At 71.7% G+C, this 22,907-nt stretch carries 14 protein-coding genes and 2 pseudogenes; 8 read left to right on the plus strand and 8 right to left on the minus strand.

Annotation, left to right across the window (positions count from 1 at the left end; translation table 11 throughout):
* Window positions 1-24 precede the first annotated feature (24 nt).
* The 5 genes from N4G66_RS39875 to N4G66_RS39895 all read right to left on the minus strand — a co-directional run bounded on the left by N4G66_RS39875 (window position 25) and on the right by N4G66_RS39895 (window position 6,898).
* Window positions 25-1,590 carry a phytoene desaturase family protein gene (locus N4G66_RS39875; RefSeq protein WP_261709201.1) on the minus strand — a complete coding sequence of 522 codons (1,566 nt, stop codon included), beginning with the start codon at window positions 1,588-1,590 and terminating at the stop codon, window positions 25-27.
* 185 nt (window positions 1,591-1,775) lie between these two features.
* Window positions 1,776-2,921 (minus strand): RNA polymerase sigma factor, encoded by a 1,146-nt coding sequence (locus N4G66_RS39880; protein WP_261709202.1) that lies wholly within the window; start codon window positions 2,919-2,921, stop codon window positions 1,776-1,778.
* A gap of 8 nt (window positions 2,922-2,929) precedes the next feature.
* On the minus strand, window positions 2,930-3,337 hold the full coding sequence (locus N4G66_RS39885; RefSeq protein WP_261709203.1) for a YciI family protein: 408 nt from the start codon (window positions 3,335-3,337) through the stop codon (window positions 2,930-2,932).
* Between the two features lie 342 nt (window positions 3,338-3,679).
* Complete coding sequence (locus N4G66_RS39890; protein ID WP_261709204.1) at window positions 3,680-5,959, minus strand: serine/threonine-protein kinase; 2,280 nt, start codon at window positions 5,957-5,959, stop codon at window positions 3,680-3,682.
* Window positions 5,960-6,040: 81 nt separating this feature from the next.
* A complete protein-coding gene (locus tag N4G66_RS39895) occupies window positions 6,041-6,898 on the minus strand; it encodes an oxygenase MpaB family protein (protein ID WP_261709205.1) in 858 nt (285 codons plus the stop codon).
* On the opposite strand from N4G66_RS39895, the pseudogene N4G66_RS46110 reads away from it, so the two are divergent.
* From N4G66_RS46110 to N4G66_RS39920, 6 genes and pseudogenes are all read left to right on the plus strand, one after another.
* A pseudogene (locus N4G66_RS46110) lies at window positions 6,833-7,267 on the plus strand (molybdopterin-dependent oxidoreductase); the annotation flags it as partial. The gene N4G66_RS39895 and the pseudogene N4G66_RS46110 overlap by 66 nt on opposite strands.
* A gap of 73 nt (window positions 7,268-7,340) precedes the next feature.
* Window positions 7,341-7,673 (plus strand): annotated as a pseudogene (locus N4G66_RS45765) (hypothetical protein); the annotation flags it as partial.
* Between the two features lie 19 nt (window positions 7,674-7,692).
* Complete coding sequence (locus tag N4G66_RS39905; protein ID WP_261709206.1) at window positions 7,693-8,232, plus strand: DUF4184 family protein; 540 nt, start codon at window positions 7,693-7,695, stop codon at window positions 8,230-8,232.
* Window positions 8,229-9,074: a hypothetical protein gene (locus N4G66_RS39910; protein ID WP_261709207.1), complete on the plus strand. Its 846-nt coding sequence runs from the start codon at window positions 8,229-8,231 to the stop codon at window positions 9,072-9,074. The genes N4G66_RS39905 and N4G66_RS39910 overlap by 4 nt, the downstream gene beginning before the upstream one ends.
* Window positions 9,074-11,374: a bifunctional serine/threonine-protein kinase/ABC transporter substrate-binding protein gene (locus tag N4G66_RS39915; protein WP_261709208.1), complete on the plus strand. Its 2,301-nt coding sequence runs from the start codon at window positions 9,074-9,076 to the stop codon at window positions 11,372-11,374. Before N4G66_RS39910 ends, N4G66_RS39915 begins: the two co-directional genes overlap by 1 nt.
* Before the next feature lie 39 nt (window positions 11,375-11,413).
* A complete protein-coding gene (locus tag N4G66_RS39920) occupies window positions 11,414-13,570 on the plus strand; it encodes a bifunctional serine/threonine-protein kinase/ABC transporter substrate-binding protein (protein WP_261709209.1) in 2,157 nt (718 codons plus the stop codon).
* A gap of 3 nt (window positions 13,571-13,573) precedes the next feature.
* On the opposite strand, the gene N4G66_RS39925 is transcribed toward N4G66_RS39920, so the two are convergent.
* Complete coding sequence (locus N4G66_RS39925; RefSeq protein WP_315903747.1) at window positions 13,574-16,480, minus strand: helix-turn-helix transcriptional regulator; 2,907 nt, start codon at window positions 16,478-16,480, stop codon at window positions 13,574-13,576.
* Window positions 16,481-16,554: 74 nt separating this feature from the next.
* On the minus strand, window positions 16,555-17,346 hold the full coding sequence (locus N4G66_RS39930) for a hypothetical protein (protein ID WP_261709210.1): 792 nt from the start codon (window positions 17,344-17,346) through the stop codon (window positions 16,555-16,557).
* Between the two features lie 441 nt (window positions 17,347-17,787).
* Between N4G66_RS39930 and N4G66_RS39935 the strand changes: the two genes are divergently transcribed.
* Window positions 17,788-18,747 (plus strand): LysR family transcriptional regulator, encoded by a 960-nt coding sequence (locus N4G66_RS39935; protein ID WP_261709211.1) that lies wholly within the window; start codon window positions 17,788-17,790, stop codon window positions 18,745-18,747.
* A 39-nt stretch (window positions 18,748-18,786) separates the two neighbouring features.
* On the opposite strand, the gene N4G66_RS39940 is transcribed toward N4G66_RS39935, so the two are convergent.
* Complete coding sequence (locus N4G66_RS39940) at window positions 18,787-20,220, minus strand: aminopeptidase P family protein (protein ID WP_261709212.1); 1,434 nt, start codon at window positions 20,218-20,220, stop codon at window positions 18,787-18,789.
* A 250-nt stretch (window positions 20,221-20,470) separates the two neighbouring features.
* Between N4G66_RS39940 and N4G66_RS39945 the strand changes: the two genes are divergently transcribed.
* Window positions 20,471-22,477 (plus strand): collagenase, encoded by a 2,007-nt coding sequence (locus N4G66_RS39945; RefSeq protein ID WP_261709213.1) that lies wholly within the window; start codon window positions 20,471-20,473, stop codon window positions 22,475-22,477.
* Window positions 22,478-22,907: the final 430 nt, after the last annotated feature.

Genomic DNA, 22,907 nt, shown 5'->3' on the forward strand with positions numbered 1-22,907 from the left:
GGCTGGCGGCTGGCGGCTGGCGGCCTAGCCTCCCTGGCCCAGGGACTCCAGTACCGCCTTCGCGGCGTTGTGGCCCGGTACTCCGCTCACGCCGCCGCCGCGTACCGCGCCCGCCCCGCACAGCAGCACATTCGCGTGCCGGGTCTCGACGCCCCAGCGGCCGGTGCCCTCCTGGGCGTAGGGGAAGGCGAGGTCGCGGTGGAAGATGTTGCCGCCGGGCAGGCGCAGGTCCCGCTCCAGGTCGAGCGGGGTCTTCGCCTCGATGCACGGCCGCCCGTCCGCGTCGGTGGCCAGACAGTCGGCGAGCGGCTCGGCGAGGTGCGCGTCCAGCTGGGCCAGTGTCGACTTCAGCAGTTCCTCCCGTACGGCGTCGTTGTCCCGCTCGAAGAGCCGGGCGGGCGTGTGGAGACCGAAGAGCGTGAGGGTCTGATAGCCCTGCTCGACCAGGTCCCGGCCGAGGATGCTGGGGTCGGTGAGCGAGTGGCAGTAGATCTCGGAGGGCGGCGCGGCGGGCAGTTCACCGGCCGCGGCCTGCGCGTGGGCGGCCGCCAACTGCTCGTAGCCCTCGGCGATGTGGAACGTCCCGGAGAACGCCTCGCGCGGGTCCACGGAGGTGTCACGGAGCCTCGGCAGCCGCTTGAGCAGCATGTTCACCTTGAGCTGGGCACCCTCGGCGGGTGTCGGCGCCTCGTCCCCGGTGAGGTGGGCGAGCTCCTGCGGCGAGGCGTTCACCAGGACGTGACGGGCCGCGACGACGCCCTCGCCGTCGGCGGTCCGGTAGGTGATCTCGGCGGACTCTCCGTCGGTGTCGATCCGCAGCACCTCGTGACCCGTGGCGATCACGGCGCCCGCGGCGCGCGCCGCACCGGTGATCGCGTCGGTCAGGGCGCCCATCCCGCCGACGGGCACGTCCCAGGCTCCGGTGCCGCCGCCGATCACGTGGTACAGGAAGCAGCGGTTCTGCCGCAGCGACGGGTCGTGGGCGTCGGCGAACGTGCCGATCAGCGCATCGGTGAGAACGACACCGCGTACGAGGTCGTCGGCGAAGTACTCCTCGACGGCGACGCCGACCGGCTCCTCGAAGAGGATCCGCCAGGCCTCCTCGTCGTCGACGCGCGCCCTCAGTTCCTCACGGGTGGGCAGCGGTTCGGTGAGCGTCGGGAACACACTCCGGGCGACGCGGCCGGTCATCGCGTAGAAGCGCTGCCACGCCTCGTACTCACGCTCCGATCCCGTCAGCCGGGCGAACGCCTCGCGGGTGCGCCGCTCGCCGCCGCCGACGAGCAGCCCGGTGGGCCGTCCGTCCCGCTCGACGGGCGTGTACGAGGAGACCGTGCGGCCACGGACCCGGAAGTCGAGCCCCAGGTCGCGCACGATCTTCCGGGGCAGCAGGCTCACCAGGTACGAGTAGCGCGACAGCCGCGCGTCGACTCCGGCGAACGGCCGGGTGGACACGGCGGCGCCGCCGGTGTTCCCCAGGCGCTCCAGCACCAGCACGGACCGCCCGGCCCGCGCCAGATAGGCGGCGGCGACCAGTCCGTTGTGGCCTCCGCCGACGATCACGGCGTCATATCCCTCGTGTACAGGCATGCTTCTTGGTAGCACGTGATGATCTACGTCGGCCAGAGGTGCGCGGCAAGCGGCGGGCAACCGTACGAGGGTGCGCGGACGTCTCGGACCCCGGGGCGCCTGCCCACGTCGAGGCGACCGTCCCTGGCCAGGAGGCCGCGCCGGGGTCGCGGGGAGATCCGAGCGCGACCTGTCAGCGCGATCTGTCAGCGCGACCGGCGGGCGTTGAGCCGGGCGGCCCGGCGCGTCAGGTGGTCGCGCTCGGCCAGGTCGGTCGCTTTCCGCGCCGCCTCGGCGTACAGCCGTGCCGCCGTCGCCAGGTCGCCGTCGCGCTCGTGGAGGTACGCCGCCACCGCGGTGTGGCGGGGCAGGGAGTCGTGCAGCGCCGCGAGCGCCGCCAGCCCGGCGCGCGGTCCGTCGGCCTCTCCGACGGCCACCGCGCGGTTGAGCCGGACGACCGGGCTGTCGGTCAGGCGCACGAGCTCGTCGTACCACTCGACGATCTGCACCCAGTCCGTCTCCTCGGCCATGAGCGCGTCGGCGTGGAGAGCCGCGATGGCTGCCTGGGCCTGGAACTCGCCCAGCCGGTCGCGGGCGAGGGCCGCCTGCAGGATCCCGACACCCTCGGCGATCGCCCCGGTGTCCCACCGGCCGCGGTCCTGCTCGGCGAGCGGCACCAGGCTGCCGTCCGGCGCGGTCCGGGCGGCGCGCCGGGCGTGGTGGAGCAGCATGAGGGCGAGCAGCCCCGCCACCTCGGGGTGGTCGATCGCGGCCGCGAGCTGCCGGGTGAGCCGGATGGCCTCGGCGGCGAGGTCGACGTCGCCGGAGTAGCCCTCGTTGAAGACCAGGTAGAGGACGCGCAGCACGGTGGCGACGTCGCCGGGCTGATCGAACCGCACCCCCGAGACGGTGCGCTTGGCCCGGCTGATGCGCTGCGCCATGGTCGCCTCGGGCACCAGGTAGGCCTGGGCGATCTGGCGGGTGGTGAGCCCGCCGACGGCGCGCAGGGTGAGCGCGACCGCGGACGACGGCGTGAGCGACGGGTGGGCGCACAGGAAATAGAGCTGGAGCGTGTCGTCCACCGCGGGCGTGGGTCCGGGGGCCGGCTCCTCGTCGACGAGGTCCTCGCGCCGGCGGCGGGCGGCGTCCGCCCGGGTCGCGTCGAGGAACCGGCGCCAGGCCACGGTGACCAGCCAGCCCTTCGGGTCCCGTGGCGGGTCGGCGGGCCAGACGCGGACCGCCTCGACGAGCGCGTCCTGTACGGCGTCCTCGGCCGCCGCGAAGTCGGCTCCACGGCGGACGAGGATGCCGAGCACGCTCGGTGTGAGGCTCCGGAGCAGAACCTCGTTCATCCGAGAGATCACTCCGTGATGGTGGGCGACACGCCGTAGAACGGGCGCAGTTCGAGCCACTCGTGGATCGGCTTGCCGCCCGCCCCGGGGGCGGCCGACAGCTCCCCGGCCAGTTCGACGGCGCGCTCGTAGGTGTCGACGTCGATCACCATCCAGCCGGCGATGAGGTCCTTGGTCTCGGCGAACGGGCCGTCGGTGACCGGCGGGCGTCCCTCGCCGTCGTATCGGACGAATGTCCCCTCGGGGGCGAGCGCCTGGCTGTCGACGAATTCGCCGGTCTTCTCGAGCCGGGCCGCGAAGTCGTTCATGTACTGGATGTGGGCCGAGATCTCCTCCGGCGTCCACCGGTCCATCGGCGCGTCGTTGACCGAAGCCGGAGCGCCGCGATAGTGCTTGAGCAGCAGGTACTTGGCCATCGTGTTTCTCCTCGGTACTGGTGCGATCCATTGTGGTCGCGTTCACTGCTGGGACGGAGCGGGCCACGGGTTCTCGACATCATCGGCCAAGTTTTTTCGGATCTCGTGGATGAGTGGGGGTGAGCCGTCGCCTGGTGTACGAGTTCATGGCGTGGCGCTAGGGCGGGACACAGCCGGACTTTCGTGATCAACAGCGGGCTGACCTGCCGGAAAACGACCTCAAGGCACGCCGACTGCCTCAAGGCTCTGTTCGCGGCGCCCGACACCCGGCCCCCCGCTCGGTCCGGGCCCGCCGCGCGGTCGCCCCGGCGGTCAGGATCCGTCGGCGAGGTCGCCCCCGTGTCAGCGGCCGCCGGCCGCTCGCTGCGCCCGCAGGGCGGCCACCCTCCGGTACAGCTGCGCCGCCTCCTGCCCGTGCCCGAGCTGCTCCAGGCAGTGCGCTTCGTCGTTGCGGCTGGCGAGGGTGTCGGGATGGTCGACGCCCAGCACCCGCTCGCGGGCGGCGGCGACGCGCCGGTACTCGGTGAGGGCGTCGGCCCAGCGGCCGAGCCAGCCGAGCCCGACGGCGACCTCGCGGCGGCTGACCAGGGTGTCGGGGTGGTCGACCCCCAGCACCCGCTCGCGGATGGCGCACACGTCACGGGACTCGGCGAGCGCCTCCTCCCAGCGGCCCAGGCGGCCGAGGTTCACTCCGAGCCCGTGCCGCGCGCGCAGGGTTTCGGGATGCGCGGCGCCCTGTGCCCGGGTGCGGTCGTCGACGAGAGAGCGGTACAGCTCCAGGGCCTGGGCGCTGCGGCCGAGCCGGCCGAGGCTGATGCCCACTTCGTAGCGGGCGGCGAGTGTGTCCGGATGGTCCGGGCCCAGGGCCTGCGCACGGGACCCGGCCACCTCCTGATAGGTGTGCAGTGCCTCGGTCCAGCGCCCCAACTGGCCGAGGGCGTAGGCCACTTCGTACCGGGTGACGAGGGTGTCGGGGTGAGCGTGGCCGAGCACCCGGGCGCGGGCGGCGGCGACCTCGCTCGCCATGCGGTACGAGTCCTCCAGGCGTCCGAGCCTGCTGAGGTTGAAGGCCAGGTTGTGGCGGCAGCGCAGAGTGTCCTGATGGTCGGGGCCCATCGCGCGCTCCCGGGCGGCGAGCACCGACGTGTAGGCCTGGTGCGCCTCGAAGTGGCGACCCAACTGGCCCAGTACATACGCCATTTCCTGCCGCGCGGCCAAGGTGTCGGGGTGCTCGGCGCCGAGCACCCGCTCTCTGGCCTGGGCGACGCGCGCGTACTCGCCGAGCGCCTCGGCGGGGCGTCCGGTGCGGCTGAGGGTGAAGCCGACCTCGTAGCGGCTGGCGAGTGTGTCCGGGTGGTCGGGCCCGAGCAGATGCTCCCGTTCGGCGGCGACCGAGCGGTGGACCTCTCCCGCCTCGGTCCACCGGCCGAGCCGCCCGAGACTCAGCCCGGCGCTGTGCCGCCCTGCCAGAGCGGTGAGCAACTCCGGTGCGGGGGTGGACCGTTCACCTCGTCCTGACAAGGGCGGGACAGCAGTGGAAGGGCGGGCGATCCACTCGCCGGTGAGGCCGACGGAGGCGTCCGGTGGGGTGTCGCGCAGTCCCGCGCCGGTGGCCTTGTGGCCGGTGGTCATGCCCTGGGTCCAGGACGGCAGCCGGGGTGCGCGGGAGGGCGGCTGCTCGGGTCGGGACGGGACCCGGGGCGCAGGAGAACGCTGTCCCCTGGCAGGGTGCGGCAGGGCGGGGGCGACCACCGTCGGCACGTACATCGGTGTGGTGCGCCCGGCGCTGATGCGGCGGGCGAGTTCACGGGCGTCCTGCGGACGCTGCTCGGGCCGTTTGGCGAGCAGGTCGAGGATGATCCGCTCCAGGTACTCGGGGATGTCGGCCCGGTGGCTGCGCGGCGGCTCGGGCACGGTGTCGCGGTGGCCGACGAGGACGGCCCAGGCGTCGTCGAGGTCGAACGGCGGTGCCCCGGTGGCGATTTCGTAGAGCACGCATCCGAAGGAGTAGAGGTCGCTGCGCTGGTCGACCTCCGAGCCGCCGATCTGTTCCGGCGACATGTAGTGCGGGGTGCCCATCGCGATGCCGGTCCCGGTGAGCCGCGAGGTGAATCCGATGTCGTGGCCGAGGCGGGCGATGCCGAAGTCACAGATCTTCACGGTGCCGTCGGTCAGCCGCATGATGTTCGCCGGCTTCAAGTCTCGGTGCACGATGGCTTGTTGGTGGGTGTACGCGAGAGCGGCGGTCACCTGGTCGGCGATGTCGACGACGTCGACGACGGCGAGCGGATGATGGTGGTTCTCCTCCAGGAGCTGGCCGAGGTTGTGTCCCTCCAGCAGTTCCATCACCAGGTACAGCACACCGTCGGACTCGCCGAAGTCGTGGACGACGGTCACACCGCGGTGCTGAAGGGCCGCGGCGACCCGGGCCTCCCGCCGGAACCGCTCGCGCAGGACGCGGGTGAAGGACGGGTCGTGGTGCGGGCCGAGCGGTTTGAGGCACTTCACGGCCACCTGGCGGCCCAGCGATTCGTCCCGAGCCCGCCACACCTCACCCATGCCGCCGCGCCCGATCGGATCAAGGAGCCGGTAACGGCCCTGGATCAGCCTGCTCTCCGCCATCTCGAGTGATCGCCCCCGTCACTGCTCACCGCTCACGGCTCAGCCCCGAGCCCACCCCCGGCCCCCGCCCAGTATGACGAGCTATCTGCCGACTTTGTACGGCGCCGGGCGCGAGCCGGGGCCGAGCCGTGACACGGCCGAGAGAATGTGCTTGGGAGGGAGTTGCCAGCGCAGCCGTGCGGGGACACGGCGCAGCGTGGTGCCGGTGACCCGCAGCCGCCGGGTCACCGCGGCGGGCGACGGCGCAGGCCTGCCGTACAGCGCGTGGGCGTACGGCGGCAGAGCGGCGTACGCGAGCCCCGCCACGCGCCGCCACAACAGTGCGCGCGCCGGTACCAGCAGCGGGTGGACGGGCGGTCGCCGGAGGAAGTCGTCCACTTCGCGGGCTTCGGGGCCCGCGGCGAGTTCGGGGAGCGTCTTCTCGAAGTGCGCGGCCAGTTCGGCCCGGTCCCCCGGCACCTGATCGGGGTCGAGCCCCACCAGCCGTGCGCCGACCCGGTGTTCCCCGATGTAACGGTCGGCCTGCGCGTCCGTGAGCCGGAAGCCGGAACGCCGCAGGACGTGCAGATAGGAGTCGATCTCCGCGCAGTGCACCCACAGCAGCAGTTCGGGATCGTCGACCCCGTACCACTCACCGGTGTCCGGGTCGGTGGCGGTGAGCATGCGGTGAATCCTCCGGACCCGGGCCGCCGCCCGCTCCGCGGCCTCGACGGTCCCGTACGTCGTCGTTCCGACGAAGTTCGCGGTCCGCTTCAGCCGGCCCCAGGCGTCGTTCCGGAAGTCGGAGTTCTGCACGACACCGCGTACGACGCGCGGATGAAGGGCCTGAAGGTAGAGCGCGCGGATCCCGGCGACCCACATCATGGGGTCACCGTGCATCTGCCAGGTGACCGACTCGGGCCCGAACAGCCCGGGGTCACCGGCTCCAGTGGGATTCATTCCGTCAGGTGTGCCCAGGAGCCGCGGTCGGCACACGTAACGGCGACCCACCTCGCTCCGCCGGCCCCTGCACACCGGATTTCCGATCTCGCACTACGGGCCCGCCCCCGTTTCCGCGGCGAGCGCTGGAACCTACGGGTCCTCGGGGCCACCGCCGACGGCGCCGAGCGCAGCTGGACCTACGGCGAACCGAGCGGACTGCCGCAGATCGAAGTCGTCGCCGGCCTGCGCTGCGCGACCGGGCGCACCTCCACCGACCGCGAGTGGTACGGGATCCCCGCGACCGCCGTCCTGGACCTGGTCCCGCCGGCGCCGGAGGTCACGCACATCATGGCCCGGGCGGAGCACGGCTACGCCGCCGGCCTCCGTCTGGCCGACTTCACGGCCCCGCAGACCCTGCCGGGCACCCACCACGACGGCGAGCCCCCACCGTCGGACACACGGCTTCCCGCTCCGCCTGGCGGTGCCGCACCTGTACGGCTGCGAGGGCCCCAAGCGGCTGCGCGCCGTCGAGTACCTCACCGAGGACCGCCGCGGCTTCCGGGAGGAACGCGGCTGTCACAGCATCGAGGACCCCTGGCAGGAACAGCGTCGCGCTGGTGGTCGGGTCCACCGCGCCGGACCTCCCCTACGCGGTGGGCGCGCCCTGCCGACGTACGGGCACACCTGGGCCGGACTCGCCCTGTGGGGCGTCCCCTTGAGTGTCGTCGCCACGCTGCTCATCCGGCGGGCCGGCCCCTGTCGTCGCCCGGCACCTGCGGGGCTGGTGGCGTGAGTACGGAGTCCTGGGGCAGGTGCGCCATCGCTGGTACGTCACCGTGATCTCGGCGTGGCTCGGCGCGGTCACCCACGGGCTCTGGGACGACTTCACGCACGACGGGCCGGCCGGGACGTCACTGGGCTTCGCCGTACTCGGGAGGCCCATGGTGCCCGGCATACCGTGGTGGATCGGCCCTGCACAGGCGTCCACGCCGGCCGGAATCGTCGGCTGGGTCTGGGCGACCGTCCCCATCGGGCGTCGCGGGCTGCTGAGGCGCTGGCACGGCTCGCCTCCACGGGGCGTCGTACGGCCCGTACTGTTCTGGGCGCCGGTGGCGGTGAAGACGACGCTGGGCACCGTCGCCTCCGCCCTGTTCCCCGATGGGCGTATCCCGGTCGTCTTCTTCGAACGGTTCCTGTGCGTGTTTGCGGGCGCGTTGGTGCTGACCGCGACTGTCGTCGTTCCCCTTGCGGATTACGTAACCAGATACGTGGTTCTACGGAGGTCCGTTCCCTCCCGGCCGTCTATGTTCGACGAGTCGAATGGCACGAACGGTGTTGAGGGGACTGAGTGACAAGCAACGCCCATGGGATGCGGGGCAGTTGGACGAAGCTGCTGGTCGCGGGGACTCTGCTGGCCGGGTGTTCGGCCCAGGGGACGGACAACCAGCTTTCCCGGCAGAGCGATTCGCCCTCGGCCGGTACCGCGCCACGCGCCTCGGCCAGTTCCTCGCCGGTCAGGGGGGAGACCCCGTCGGCCGGCGCGTCCGCCGCCTCTTCCGTCTTCACGCCCGATGCCTCCCTCGTCCCCCGGACCTCCAAGGACGGGCGCCGGCTGGCCGAATCCGTCGTGCTCGCCCCGGCCGGCTGGGGGCGGAGTTTCGTCGCCCAGACTCCGGCCGGGAGCACCCCGGGCACCTGGGCCGTGCTGAACGAGGACTGCCGCTGGCAGCGTGAGAAGCTCTCGCGCGGGGTGCTGGCGAGCACGTCCCGCTACAGCCGGCTGCCGGCCGGCGGAGGCAAGGGCGCGGTCAAGGTGACGGCGGTCGCCACCGTGCACGCCTCCGTCCTCGGTGCCGACGAGCAGCTGAGCACCACTCTCGAAGAGGTGCTGCGGTGCCCGGAGCAGCGGCCCCGGTCCGACGAGCGGATCACGGGTCTCATGTCGCTCGGCACCCCCTTCGGTGCCCGCGAGCAGGAGTACGCCGACGACTCCGTACTCGAGGCCGGCGATTACGTCGAGAACGGTGGTGCCGCACAGCCGTACCGGTGGATGGTCGCCCGGTTGGGCACGGTCGTCGTGGCCGTCTCCGTGACGGGCGCGAAGGGCAACACCGCGCAGGAACTGGAACAACTGGGCAGCAAGGCCCTGGCTCAGATGCTGACGCGCATCGGGCAGCGGCTGAAGGGGAAGTGATGGAGCCGCTGCGAACTTCGGATCCTGCCAGGCTGGCGGGCTACCGGCTGCTGGGACGGCTCGGCGCGGGCGGTATGGGGGTGGTGTACCTGGCCCGCCCGGCCGGCGGAACTCTGGTCGCGCTGAAGGTGATTCAGGCGGAGTACGCCGAGGACCCCGATTTCCGGGAGCGATTCCGGCGTGAGGCGGACACGGCCCGCCGGATGACCAGCCCGTGGGTGGTGTCCCTGGTGGACGCGGACCCCGAGGCGGCACAGCCCTGGCTCGCGACCACCTTCGTCCCCGGTCCCTCGCTCGCCGAGGCTCTCGCCGCGCACGGGCCGCTGCCGGTGCCGAGCCTGCGGGTGCTCGGGGCGCGGCTCGCCGAGGCGCTGCGGGAGCTGCACGCGGCCGGTCTCGTGCACCGGGATGTCAAGCCGGGCAATGTGCTGCTGGCGCTCGACGGCCCACGGCTGATCGACTTCGGTGTGGCCCGCAATTCCGAGGACACTGCGCTCACCTCGACCGGTGTCGTGGTGGGCACGCCGGGGTTCTTGCCACCGGAACAGGCGCGGGGCGGGCGGGATCCGGGAGCGGCCGGAGACGTCTTCTCGTTGGGCTGCGTGCTGGCCTTCGCCGCGACGGGGCGCCTTCCGTTCGGCACGGGATCGATCGACGCGCTGCTGTACCGGACGGTGCACGACGCGCCGGATCTGGAGGGTGTTCCGGCGGAGCTCGCCGAGGTGGTGAGCAGTTGTCTGGAGAAGGACCCGGAGCTGCGGCCTACGGCCGGGGTGCTGTCCGAGGCCCTCACGGTCGCCGCGCCCTTGTCGCCCTCGTCGCCTTGCGACCCGCGGGAGGCCTTGCGCGTCGTACGTCCTCCAGAGCCCGAGGACGACAGGATTCCCGGTGAAACGGAGCCGACCCTCCGCGAAACGGAGTCGGCCCCCGGCGACGAGGCCTGGCTGCCCGAGCTGTTGGTCAGGCTGATCGCGGAACGGTCGGCCGCCGGGCTCGCGCTGCCCTCCATCGACGAGACCGAGGTCGACGCCGCGTCCGTCGGCACCGCTGCGACGGACACGGCGGCCGCGCAGCCCGCGGTCCGTGCCGTCGGCAGACGCCGTTTCCTCCTGCTGGCCGGAGGTGCGGCGGTGGTCACGGCCGGGGGCGGACTGGCCGCGTGGGCGGCGCTCTCCGGTGACGGCGAGAACGACAACGCCGCCCCGAACTCCAGCAGTCCCGTGTACACCCTCGGTCTGCATGCCGACCTGAGCGGCGATCAGAAGGCGGTCGGCCGGGCTCAGGAGCGGGGGCTGCGGCTGGCGGTCGACGAGTTCAACTCCCGTGCGGACAGTCCCTTTGTTCTCGCTGTGAAGACGGTGGACGACGGTGGCGATCCGGCCCGGGCACCCGAGGCGGCCGCGAAGCTCGTCGCCGACCGTTCCGTGCTGGCCGTGATCGGTCCCACCACGGACGCCACCGCCCTGGCCTCGCTGGCGGCGTACGATGCGGCCTCGCTGCCCCTGATCGCGGTGTCGCCCGGCGCCACCGTGCTGGGGGTGATGGGCAGCCGGTCCTTCCTGCACGCCCGGGTGACGGACACGGTCCTGCCGTTCTACCTGGACGCGTACGTGCGCGGCACCGCGAAGTCGCGCACGGTCGGGATCGTCGACGACCGGGCGGCGGACGCCTACGGCTGGGAGATCAGCAGCACCCTCGCCAACATCCTGCGGAAGGAACGGCAGCCGGCCGTGCCGAAGGTGGTCAGCGCCCTGCGCACCGACTTCGGGCCGACCCTGGATGCCCTGCTCGACGGGGGCGCGGACTCCGTGGTGTTCGCCGGTTACCACGACCGGGCAGCGCTGCTGGCCCGGGAACTGGGCAGCCGTGACTTCCCGGGGGCCAGGGCCGCCGCCCAGGGGGTGCTCGACGCACGGTTCCTGTCCGCCGCGGGGGACGCGGCCGACGGCTGGGTGATCGTCGCCCCGGTCATGGACGCCACCGTGGCGCCCGAGGCGAAGGCGTTCAGGGCCGCTTACCGCAAGCGTTTCGACGCGGAGCCGGAGCGGTACGCCGTCGAGACGTACGACGTGGCGCAACTTTCCGTACGCGGTCTGCGCTCGCTGACCGCCGGGCGCCGCACCCGGCAGAATTTGACGGCGGCGCTGCGCTCGGCCACGTACAAGGGGATCAGCCGGAACCTCGCGTTCGACAAGACGACCGGGGCCCTGGTCATCGACGGCAGCGGGGTCTACCTGTGGAAGGTCGACGGCGGCCGGTTCGCGTACCAGGGCGTGGCGCCGTACCGGGTGTCCACCTGATGGGGCGCTCGTACCAGGTGTGCACCGGGTGAGGCGCTGATGGAGCCGTTGCGCGGCGCCGACCCGGCCAGGATCGCGGGCTACCGGCTGCTGCGTCGGCTGGGCGCGGGCGGCATGGGTGTGGTGTACCTGGCCCGCTCTGCCGGAGGCGCGCTCGCCGCGGTGAAGGTGATCCGTGCGGCGTACGCGGACGACGCGGGGTTCCGGGCCCGTTTCCGCCGTGAGGTGGAGACGGGGGGCCGAGTCGCCAACCCCTGGGTGGTACCGCTGCTCGACGCGGACCCGGACGCGGAGTCGCCGTGGCTCGCCACGGCGTTCGTGCCGGGGCCCTCGCTGGCGGAGGCGGTGGAGGAGTGCGGGCCGCTGCCGTACGGGACCGTCCGCGTCCTGGGGGCGCGGCTGGCCGAGGCGCTGGACGCGGTGCACGGGGCGGGGCTGGTGCACCGGGACGTCAAACCCGGCAATGTGCTGCTCGCCGTCGACGGACCCCGGATGATCGACTTCGGTATCGCCCGGATGCCGGAGGACACCGCGCTCACCGCCAGCGGGATGGTGGTCGGCTCCCCCGGGTTCCTCTCCCCCGAACAGGCGCAGGGCAGGGGCCGGGAGATCGGGCCGGCCAGTGACGTCTTCTCGCTCGGCTGTCTGCTGGCGTACGCCGTGACGGGCGAGCGCCCCTTCGGGCATGGCTCCGCGGCCGGGATGCTGGTGCGCACGGTCCATGACGAGCCGGAACTGGACCACGTACCGGAGTCGTTGCTGCCACTGCTGCGGGGGTGCCTGGCGAAGGAGCCCGGCTCCCGGCCGACGGTGGCCGGGATACGTCGGGCCCTGGACGGTACGGGCGAGGACGGGGGCTGGTTGCCGGAGTCCCTGACCCGGCTGATCGCGCGCCGTTCGGCCGCCGTGCTCGCTTTGCCCGCCGTCGACGCGACCGAGGTGTCCGGGGCGACGGTGGCCGACGCGGCGCCCGGCGCCGAGACGGCCGTCGGCTCGGGAGGCTCCACGCGTCGCCGCTTCCTGGTGCTGGGCTCGGCCGCCGGGGTCCTGACGGCCGGCGGAACGGCGGCGTGGTGGACGGCGCGCAAGCCCGACCGCTCCTCGGCCCAGGGAAGCGAAACCCGTCTCCCGCGCCTGGTCGTTGCCCTGCACGCCGACCTGAGCGGCAGCGGCCGTACGACGGGCCGAGCCCAGGAGAACGGGGTCCGGCTCGCCCTTGACCACCTCAACTCCCGCGCCGGGCGCGGCTTCGACCTGGCGCTCCAGGTGCACGACGACGAAGGCAGCACGACCCGGGCACGGCAGGTCGCCCGGCGGCTGACGGCCGACGGCCGGGTCCGCGCGGTGCTCGGGCCGACCACCGACGCCTGCGCGAAGTCCACCCTCGGCCTCTACCAGCAGGCACGGCTCCCGATGGTCACCGTGTCGGTGGGACTGAACGAGGTGGACCCCACCAAGTACCGGGTGTATGCGGCCACCCGCCCCGATGACGCGACCCTGGCGGCTCCGGTCGTCGCGTACCTCGTCCGCACCGCCGGGGCCCGCAAGACGGTGCTGATCGACGATGCTGCCGAGGGCGACTTCAGCTGGCGTCTGTGCGCCGGCGTCGACGCGGCCGTGCGATCCACGGTCCGGCGCACCCTCGCCGCCGAGGACGACGCGGACGGCGACTTCCGTGCCCTCGCGGAGTCGGTGACGGATGCGGGCGCGGACGCGGTGGTGTTCGGCGGCGGGTACGCGCGGGCCGCGCGACTGGCCCGGGCGCTGCGCTCCGCCGGCTACTCCGGTGCACGGCTGGCCGGTCAACGCGCCCTCGACCCCCGCTTCCTCGCCTCGGCGGGCGACGCCGCCGAGGGCTGGGTGTTCACCACCGCCTTCCTCGATCCGACCCGGGTGACAGCAGCGAAGTCCTTCGTCGCCGCCTACCGCACACGCTTCGACACCGCCCCGCCCTGGTACTCCGCCGAGGCCTACGACGCGACGCTCTTCGTGGCCCGCGCCATGACGGCCCTGGGCGCGTCGCGCGCGGAACGGGGCGCGATCATGGGCCGGTTGCGCGAGACCGACTACCGGGGGATCACCAAACGGCTGCGCTACGACTCGTCCACATACCGGTACGCGGACGCGATGTACCTGTTCCGGGCGACCGGAGGCGCCTTCCGCTGTCTCGGCGACTACCGGGACGCAACGGCCTGAGTTTCATTGTTCACGCGCGCGCCGGTCCAGGACCGTGCGCGTCATGAGGCCCGCCAGCGCCGAGCGGGACGACACGGAGGTCTTACGGTAGATCGCCGACAGGTGGGTCTCGACCGTACGGCGGCTGAGGTACAGCTTGGTCGCGATGGCCTGGTTGCTCAGTCCTTCGGCGACGAGTTCCGCGATCTCCCATTCACGTGCGGTCAGTTGATCGAGTTCCGTGGGAGCGAGGGGTGCCTCCTCGGCTTGGGGACGCACGAGCGCGGCCAGGTCGGACAGCAGGTGCGCGCCGCCGTCGTCGGCGATACGGCGGGCCCGCTCCCACATCGCGACGGCGCGCGGACCGTCGCCCGCGGCCTGTGCCTGGGTCGTCGCCAGCAGCAGGGAGTACGCCTCCCAGAGCCTCGCGCCGGAGGGTGCGTACGCCTGCGCGGCACGCTCGAAGAGGTCTGCGGCCGCGCGGGCGTCACCCTGGTGCTGGGCGAGCGCCGCCTCGGCCCGCAGTGCCGCCCCGCGCTGGCCGTGCAGCCCCATCCGGTCGGCCTCCTCGACGGCTCGTGCGGCCCAGCGCGCGGCCTGCTCGACGTCGCCGATCGCGAGAGCGGTGCTGACGAGGGTGTCCAGCTGGCCTGGGCGTATGGAGGGTTGCAGCCCCAGCAGTTCAGGACCGCCCGCCCTCAGGATGGCGTCCTGCGCGCGGTACTGGTCGCCGCTCACGAGCGCCGTGTGACCGAGCACGCAGCCGGCCAGCGACGCCCACCAGTGGCGGCTTCCGCCGGCCGCGGCCACGGCCTCCTCGGCGGTCAGCAAGGCCCTGGTGTTGCCCAGGGGGCGGTGCGGGAGCAGGATCAGCGCCTTGAAACACAGGGTGAAGGCCAGGAGATCGCTGCTGCCGATGGCTCGTGCGACGGATTCCGCCTCCTCCGCCGACTCCAGGGCGGACGGCAGCCGACAGGTGTTGAGGTGCACGAAGGCCTTGCTGCTCAGCAGGTGTGGCATGACGTGGACCTGGCCGCTGCGACGGGCGATGTCCAGCCCCCGGTCGGCGTGGCGTTCCGCGTCGGTGTAGCGCTCCAGCAGGGCTTCCGCCCAGGCCAGCCACACCAGTGACTCGCACAGTTCCGTGAGGTTGGGGTCGGTCAGACCGTCGGCGAGCCCGGCGGCGGCATCGGCGAACCGGCGGGCCGCCTCCGTCTCCCCTTCGTAGGCCTCGCCCAACGACCCCAGCGCCAGGGCCCCCATCTCTCCCATGAGGTCGCCGTGGGAGCGGGCCGTCGCGAGCGTCCGCTCGATGTCGTCGCGTACGTCGGGGTAGGAGACGGTGTTCAGGGCCGCCATGCCCAGCGCGAGCCCCAGGGAGACCGCCTGGCGGGGCTCAGGACCAGGGCTGCGGACCAGTTCCCGTTGCAGCAGGGCGATCGCTTCCGGGGAGTGTCCGAGGTGCCGTTCCATCATCGCGCACAGCGCTATCGCATCCCCGCGCAGCGATGCGTCGTCCGGCCCGGACCCGCCGATCAGCGTGTGGAGCAGATCGCGGCTCTCCCGCAGGCTGCCGCCCACACCGAGGGCTCTGGCGCGCGCCAGCGTCAAATCCCCACGCTGCTGGGCGTGGGCGGGTGCCTCCGGCATGAGTCGAAGGACGACCTGCAGCAGATGAGCGGCGGTAGCGGGCGCTGTGTGGGCGAATTGGGCGGCCGCCTCGCTCAACACGGCCGCCGACACCGGATCCCAGCCGACCAGCGACCTCTCGACATGATGAGCCCGCTCGGCGGCGGAGGCTCCTGCCCGCGCCAGTTCGTCCGCCGCGCCCCGGTGGATCTCGGCGCGGCGCGGTGCGGGGGTGTTCTCGTAGACCAGTGCCCGCAGCAGCGGGTGGCGCAGGGTCCAGCGCCCGTCGGACCCCCTGCGCAGCAGATCCCGTCGCGCCAATGCACCGATGCAGTCGTCGAGTTCCTCCGCCGTGGTGGGTCCGGTCGTCAGGCTCAGCATCGCGGGCGTGGCATGGTCACCGAGGACCGCCACCGCTTCGACGGTACGGCGCTGTGCCTCGGTCAGCGCGGTCAGTTCGTCCAGCAGCAGCGATCCCAGTCCGCTCGGCACGCCGGACGCGGTGTCGTCGTGGACCCGGACGGTGGTGCCGCGCGACGATGCGCCGTGCCGGTAGGCGTGCAGGAGGGAGAGGAGATAGAGCGGGTTGCCCTCGCTGGATTCATAGATCTTGCCGGCGTCGCCCGGTGGCAGGTCGGAGGCCAGCGCCTCGATCGAGTCCTGCTCGGGCAGCGGCCGCAGCGGCATGCGCAGTACGGCTCCGCTGTCGACGCCGCGTGTCAGAGCGGCGGCAAGCGAGTGTGGCGTCTGTCGTTCGCGCCGGGCCACGACCAGCAGCACCCGGCCTGACGCCCGGTGTCGGATCAAGTGGTCCAACAGTTCCAGGGACGCGGGATCCGCCCAGTGCAGGTCGTCCAGGGCCATCACCAGCCCGCTCCGCTCCCCGAGCCTGCTCAGCACTTCCGTGACGGCACGATAGAGGCCGAATCGATCGCGGTTGCCCGTGCCCGACGCGGCGCCGTGCACACTGTCGGCGCCGTACAGCACCGGTGCCGCCGCCTCGGGTACGTCGTCCGAGTCGAGAAAGGCACGATCAACGTCGGCGAACGCGTCCGTGAACGTCTGGAACGGAGTGTGCCGCTCGTACTCCGTGGCCCTGCCGCGCAGCACGGTCAGCCCACGCTGCCGCGCCCGCGCACAAAACTCGCTCAGCAGCCGGCTCTTCCCCATGCCGGCGTCTGCGGCGATATCGACCACGGCGGGGACGCCGTCCTTCCCCAGACCGGCGATCACCGAGTCGAACCGCCTCAGTTCCTCGGATCTGCCGACCAGCATCGTCGCCGTCCCGTCCAACGCTGGCACCAGCGCGTCTCCATTCTCCACCGGGTTTGCATGATCATTCCAGAGCGGTCCCCTGGGCGGCCGGGCCCCGGCCATCAGACCTGGGCCGGTGCGTTCCCGCTGGGTGAGTTCTCGACGCGGGTGGCCTGGGCCCGCCGGAGCACTCTCCTCAGCCCCACCAGCGCGGCGGCGGTTCCGGCTCCGACGGGAACGACCGGCCAGTACGCGATGCTGTTCCCGAAAGCCGCGCACCCCATGAGCACGAAGCTCGCCGCCATCCCGACGAGGAACCCGAACGCCACCGCCGGGGACCGGTCCCGCCGCACCAGCCGCACCCGGCCGCCGAGGCCGGCCAGGTACGCGGCAGCGGCCAGGGCGATCAGATACCCCATGATCAACGGGTAGAGCATGAACAGTGCCATGTCCCACCCACCGGGATGCCAGCCGGGCCACACGTCACGCCCGTCGATCTCCACGACCCGCCCGTGCCACAGGCCCGCCTGGACCCGCTGTCCCTCCTGGAGGTCGTTCGCGGAATCGTCCGGGACGCCGTCCACCGTCTTCGTCGCGTCACCGACGCGCAGTTCGATCGTGTACTTGGTGGTGAAGATCCAGGCGCCGCTGCCGCCGTCCTGGCCTCCGCCGTCTCTCCCACTCGTCGTGTGGGACGTCAGCTTCGTGATGGTGCCCTCGGCCGTGTGCAGCGTCCCGTTCGACCGTGCGTGCGCGACGCCCGTCTCCTCGTAGGTGCGCATGGCGAGCAGCAGGATCAGGGCAGCCATGACCAGGCGGAACACCCAGCGCAGCGCATGGCCTCGCACTGTCCTGGGCCGCCCCGTGCCCGGTCTCGTCCGCGACGTCGTGTCCCCGGTCTGCTCCTGCGTCATCGGGCCCCCTCGCCTTCCGGTCGGGGACAGACAAAAGCCGTCCCACCGGATCACACGCCGCACAGCCGACCATGGTTGCGGTCGACCACCCGGCCGTGACCGCGTCACGGATGGCAGATGTCCCAGGCCGTCGACCTGGTGGGTGAGGGGTTCGGGGTCGACCGGTCCGCTTCGCACTGTGCGCGATCCTGCTACGGGAGCAGCCGGTACGCGCCGATCCGCTCCGTCCCGAACCGCACGTCCGCGTCCCGGTGGTGGCCAAGTCCCGTGTCTTCCGCGGCAGTTCTCCGCCGACCTGTCCCGCGAGCCGCGCGAGGCCGAGCTGCTCTCCGGCAGTCTCGGCATCGAGCGGTTCTCCCCTTACTGCCCCCGCGATGAACCACCGCTAGAGTCGCCCGGTGGCCGCGGACGGCAGGAGCATCGAGACGAGGAGCCCGGACGATGGACCTGGAGCTTCGGCATCTGCGGACCTTGTGTGCGATCGCGGACGCCGGGAGTCTGGGACGGGCCGCGGCACTCCTGAAGTACTCGCAGCCGGCGATGAGCACCCAACTGCGCCGGATCGAGCGGCTCTTCGGTGAGGACTTGTTCGTGCGTACCGCGTCGGGAGTCGAGCCGACCCGGTACGGCCTTGAGATCCTGACTCAGGCGCGCGACATTCTGGCCCGTGCGGATGCCATCAGGCGTCGTCCGCCGGGGTACGGCGTCGGAACACCCCGGATCCTGCGCCTTGCGGCGACCAACTCGCCCGTCCTGTCCGGCATGGTCGTCCGTATACGCAGCCGGAGGCCTGATCTCACGCTGACGGTGAGCAGCGTCTACCCGTCGTCGGAGATAGTCGAGCACTTGGAGAAGGGCGAGCTGGACGCCGCGATCGCCGCGGACTACCCCGGAATGGAGCTTCGGCACTCCGCGGCCGTGGCGCATCGCGAGATCGTCAACGAACCCGCGTTCGTAGCTCTGCCCGCCGGTCACCGGCTCAAGCACCGCATGGAGGTCCCCCTCGCCGAACTCGCCGACGAGGCCTGGTTCCTGACCCCCGACGACGGTGCCGGCTGGCCGGGCGTGTTCTACGCGGCCTGCGCGGCGGCCGGGTTCACGCCCGCGGCCGTCCATGAGTACCTCGGTGACCGGCTCCAGCTCCAGGACATGATCGCCGAGGGACTCGGCGTCTCCATCGTGCAGGCCACGACCCGGCCGAACCAGGGCGTGATCGTCAAACCGCTGACCGGCACACCGCTGTGGACCCGCTATCTGCTCGCATGGCGCCGCGACCAGGTCACGGAGGACATCACGGAGACACTGTTCAGCTCCGCGCACGCGTCCTACCGCGACCTCATCACGCGGTCGGCGCACTTCCAGGCGTGGGCGGCGCAGACGTTCCATCTGCCGCGTTCCTAGGGCCGGTTACGGCGGCGCCCCGCGCCTTGGGACGCAGGGTCAGACCAGGAGCTCGCCCATCCACGTCTCGATCGCCGACGCGGTGCGCGGCAGCGCCGACGACATGAGGCGGGCGCCGTCCTCCGTGACGACCAGATCGTCCTCGATGCGCACGCCGACGCCGCGCAGCTCCGGCGGCAGCGTCAGGTCGTCCGGCTGGAGATACAGGCCCGGCTCGACGGTCAGGACGTGGCCCGCCTCCAGGACGCCGTCCAGGTACTGCTCGGCACGGGCCGCGGCGCAGTCGTGGACGTCCATGCCCAGCATGTGGCCGCTGCTGCACCACGTGTAGCGGCGGAACAGACCGCTCTCGGGCTCAAGGGCCTCGTCCGGCGTCACCGGGAGCAGGCCCCAGGAGTGCAGCCCCTCGGCGATGACCCACATCGCAGCGAGGTGGAAGTCACGAAAGCGCGCGCCCGGCCGGACCGCCGCGATACCGGCGTCCTGCGCGGCGAGCACCAGGTCGTAGAGGTCGCGCTGTGCGGCGGTGAAGGTGCCGCTCACCGGAAGGGTGCGCGTGATGTCGGCGGTGTAGAGCGTGTCCGACTCGATGCCGGCGTCGAGCAGCAGCAGGTCACCGGGATGGACCGGACCATCGTTGGCGATCCAGTGCAGTGCGCACGCGTGCGCTCCGGCGGCGGCGATTGTCTCGTAGCCGAGGCCGTTGCCCTCGAGGCGGGCGCGCAGGCCGAAGACGCCCTCGACCCAGCGTTCGCCGCGCGGATGGCGGACGGCCTCGGGCAGTGCGCGCACGACGTCGGTGAATCCGGCCGCCGTGGCGTCCACCGCGATCTGCAGCTGCTCGACCTCCCACTCGTCCTTGACCAGGCGCATCTCGGACAGGAACGAAGCGAATTCGAGGTCGGCCTCTTCACGGCCGGTGCTATCGACGAGCGCGTCGATCTCCGGGTCGACACCGCGCAGCAAGCGGGTCGGCCGCGCGCCGGTCAGCCGGGCGGGCACGTCGTCGAGGCCCTGGGTCGTCACGCCGAGCAGTGAGGAGGCCTCGTCGAGGGTGGCGCGGCGGCCGACCCAGATCTCGCCGTAGCGGCGGTCGCGGTAGAACTCCCCGGTGTCGCGCGGGGATCGCGGGCGGACGTGCAGCACCGCCTCGTGACCAGAGGCGGTCGGTTCGAGGATCAGGACGCTGCCCGGCTCGGTCCCACCCGTCAGGTACGAGAACGCGGTGTGCGGCCGGAACCGGTAATCGCAGTCGTTGCTGCGCACCTTGAGGACGCCAGAGGGAACGACGAGCCGTTCGCCGGGGAAGCGCGCGGACAGCCGGTCGCGCCGCTTGGCCGCCCACGGTGCGATCGACTGCGGGGGCGGATCGGCGCGCGGCGAAGACTCCCAGTTCCCCATGAGGAACTCGGCGAGCGCCGAGGAGACCGGAAGGTCGTGCGAACCGGTGTGGAGCGGCTTCTTCGTCGTCATACCGGGATCGTAGGGAGCAGGGGGCCGCCCCGCCCCATACCGCTTTTCCGCCGCACGCATAACACGAGTCGGAGACCTGCTCGGCGTCCCCGCCCTGACCGTCAACTGCCCTTGTGGGCACGGATGTTATGGCCAGCCCCTGCATTGTCGTATCCCTCGGTCCGTTGTCATTGGCCACTGTGAGTGGGACGTTCCCCCCACGCCTCGCCGCTCGTGCTCGAAGCGACCCCCCACTCACGAAGGAGCATTGATGCGTCGTCGACCTGCCCTGCCCGGATTCCATCCCGGAAGTCCGTCCAGATTCGCGTCCAGATTCCTGGCCGTCAGCTTGGCGGTCAGCGCCCTGACAGCAGGCCTGCTGGCCGCACCGGCCCTCGCAGCAGCCGGACCGAAGACCGCCACAACGGCTGCTCCCACGACCACCGCCGTGACCAAGCCCAAGCCGCGCGCGCTGTCGCCGCTCGGCGCGAACACCACTGCGTCCGATCAAGCAGACGTCCGGAGCGGGCGACTGGCCGCCGCCCATGTCCGGCCGCTCAGCCCGCAGTTGCCGCAGACCTCCTCGACCTCGAAGACCGTACGGCCTCCCAAAGCCACCAAACACGCGGCAGCCGCGTCGTGCACCCCGGCCGACTTCGGCACCCGTACCGGATCCGAACTCGTCGCGTACATCCAGGACTCGACCACCGACTGCATCAATACGCTGTTCGGCATCACCGGCACGGACGCCCGCAACGTGTTCCGCGAGGCGCAGATGGTGACCGTCGCAGGCGCCTTCCAGGACGCGTCGCAGAGGTATCCCGGCGACAACTCCACCCACGTGTGGCAGCTCGTGCTGTTCCTGCGCGCCGGCTACTACGTGCAGTACAACGACTCGGCCGACGTCGGCGACTACGGCCCGCCCCTGGCCGCGGCCATCGAAGGCGGGCTGGACGCGTTCACCGCCAACTGCCACTTCATGCGCGTCAGTTCGGAACACGGCAACGTCCTGGGCGACGTCATCATCCTTACGGACAGTGCCAACGAGCAGGCTCGCTACCTGGACACGTACAAGCGAGTGCTGAACGCCTACGACAGCTCCTACGACGCCTACTGGAGCATGGACACGGCCGTCAACGACGTCTTCACCCCGCTCTTCCGCGGCCACTTCAACCCCGCGTTCATCAGCGCGGTCACCGCTGACCCGAGCATCATCGACACGCTGAACTCGTTCGCCCTGAACCACATGTCGATGCTGAGCGGGACCTGGTACTTCATGGCCGCCAACGCCGGAACCGAGACGGCGCGCTTCCTCGACACGGCCGGGCTCCAGGACAAGGTGCGGCCGATGGTGAAGGGCCTCCTCGGCGCCTCCTCGATCACCGGCCCGACCGCTCCGCTGTGGGTCGGCGCCGCCGAGATGACTTCCGCGCACGACGCGGCCCCATGCTCGTACTACGACACCTGCGACCTGACGTCCAAGCTCACCGCGGCGGCACTCCCCATCACCTACAAATGCGATGACGGGCACACGTTCCTGGCCCAGTCCCTGACCGGCTCGGCGCTCGCCGAGGCCTGCAAGAGCGTGCAGGGACAGGACGGCTACTTCCACGGCACTGTCAAGGACAGCGGCCCGGTCGCCGATGACCGCAACACCAACATCCAGATCGTCGTCTTCGCGAGCCCCAGGGACTACCAGACGTACTCAGGCTGGATCTTCGGCAACAGCACCAACAACGGCGGCGAATACCTGGAGGGCAACCCCGCCGACCCCAACAACCAGGCCCGCTTCGTCGCCTACGTGAAGAGCGTGGGCGACGGCTTCCCGGCGGACATCTGGAACCTGAACCACGAGTACACCCACTACCTCGACGGCCGCTACGACACGTACGGCGACTTCTCCGCGGGCCAGACGGTCCCGAACATCTGGTGGATGGAGGGCTTCGCCGAGTACGTCTCGTACAGCTACCGGGGCGTGCCCGACACCGAGGCGCTCTCCGATGCCGGGAAGCACACCTACGCCCTGAGCACCCTGTGGCAGAGCACGTACGCCAACTCCGACCTGACCCGCACTTACCCATGGGGCTACCTGGCCGTCCGCTACATGATTGAGAACCACCCGGACGACGTGCAGGCCATGCTCACCAAGTTCCGCACCGGCGACTACGCCGGAGCCTATGCGGTCTACAACACCGGCATCGGCACCCGTTACGACACGGACTTCGCCGCCTGGCTCGACACTTGCGCGGCCGGCGCCTGCCGGGGGAGCAGCAGCTGACCGAGCCCTGACGGCTGAGCCAGTCGCCGCCTGCCCCTGCCTCTCCCTGTCACCCCGCGGCCTGACAAGGCGGCGGGGTGAAACGCGTGCCAGACGTACCACTCGCGCCGCTCCTCCAAGACGGAACCCAATGCCATTGTTCGAACGCTGCATTGGACACTCTGGGATCCCGGTGACCGATCGACGGCACGGCCGTTGCGCCTGGCCTGTATCCATGGATCGGGGGCCCGGACGACGCGGGCACTCTCGGCCGCTCATACCGTTACAGCGAGCGCGAAACGGCGATCAGGACGATGCCGCCGACCAGCGAGAGCGGGAACACGCCAGCATGCAGCCAGCCGCGCATCCTCGGCTTCAGCACAGTCGCCGCACGCTCCACCCCGCCTCCAGGTCGGCGGCCGCCTGCCCGGCAGTCGGTCGGTCGGCTGCG

It is taken from the genome of Streptomyces rhizosphaerihabitans (genome assembly GCF_025399795.1).
GTDB classification, from domain to species: Bacteria; Actinomycetota; Actinomycetes; order Streptomycetales; family Streptomycetaceae; genus Streptomyces; species Streptomyces rhizosphaerihabitans.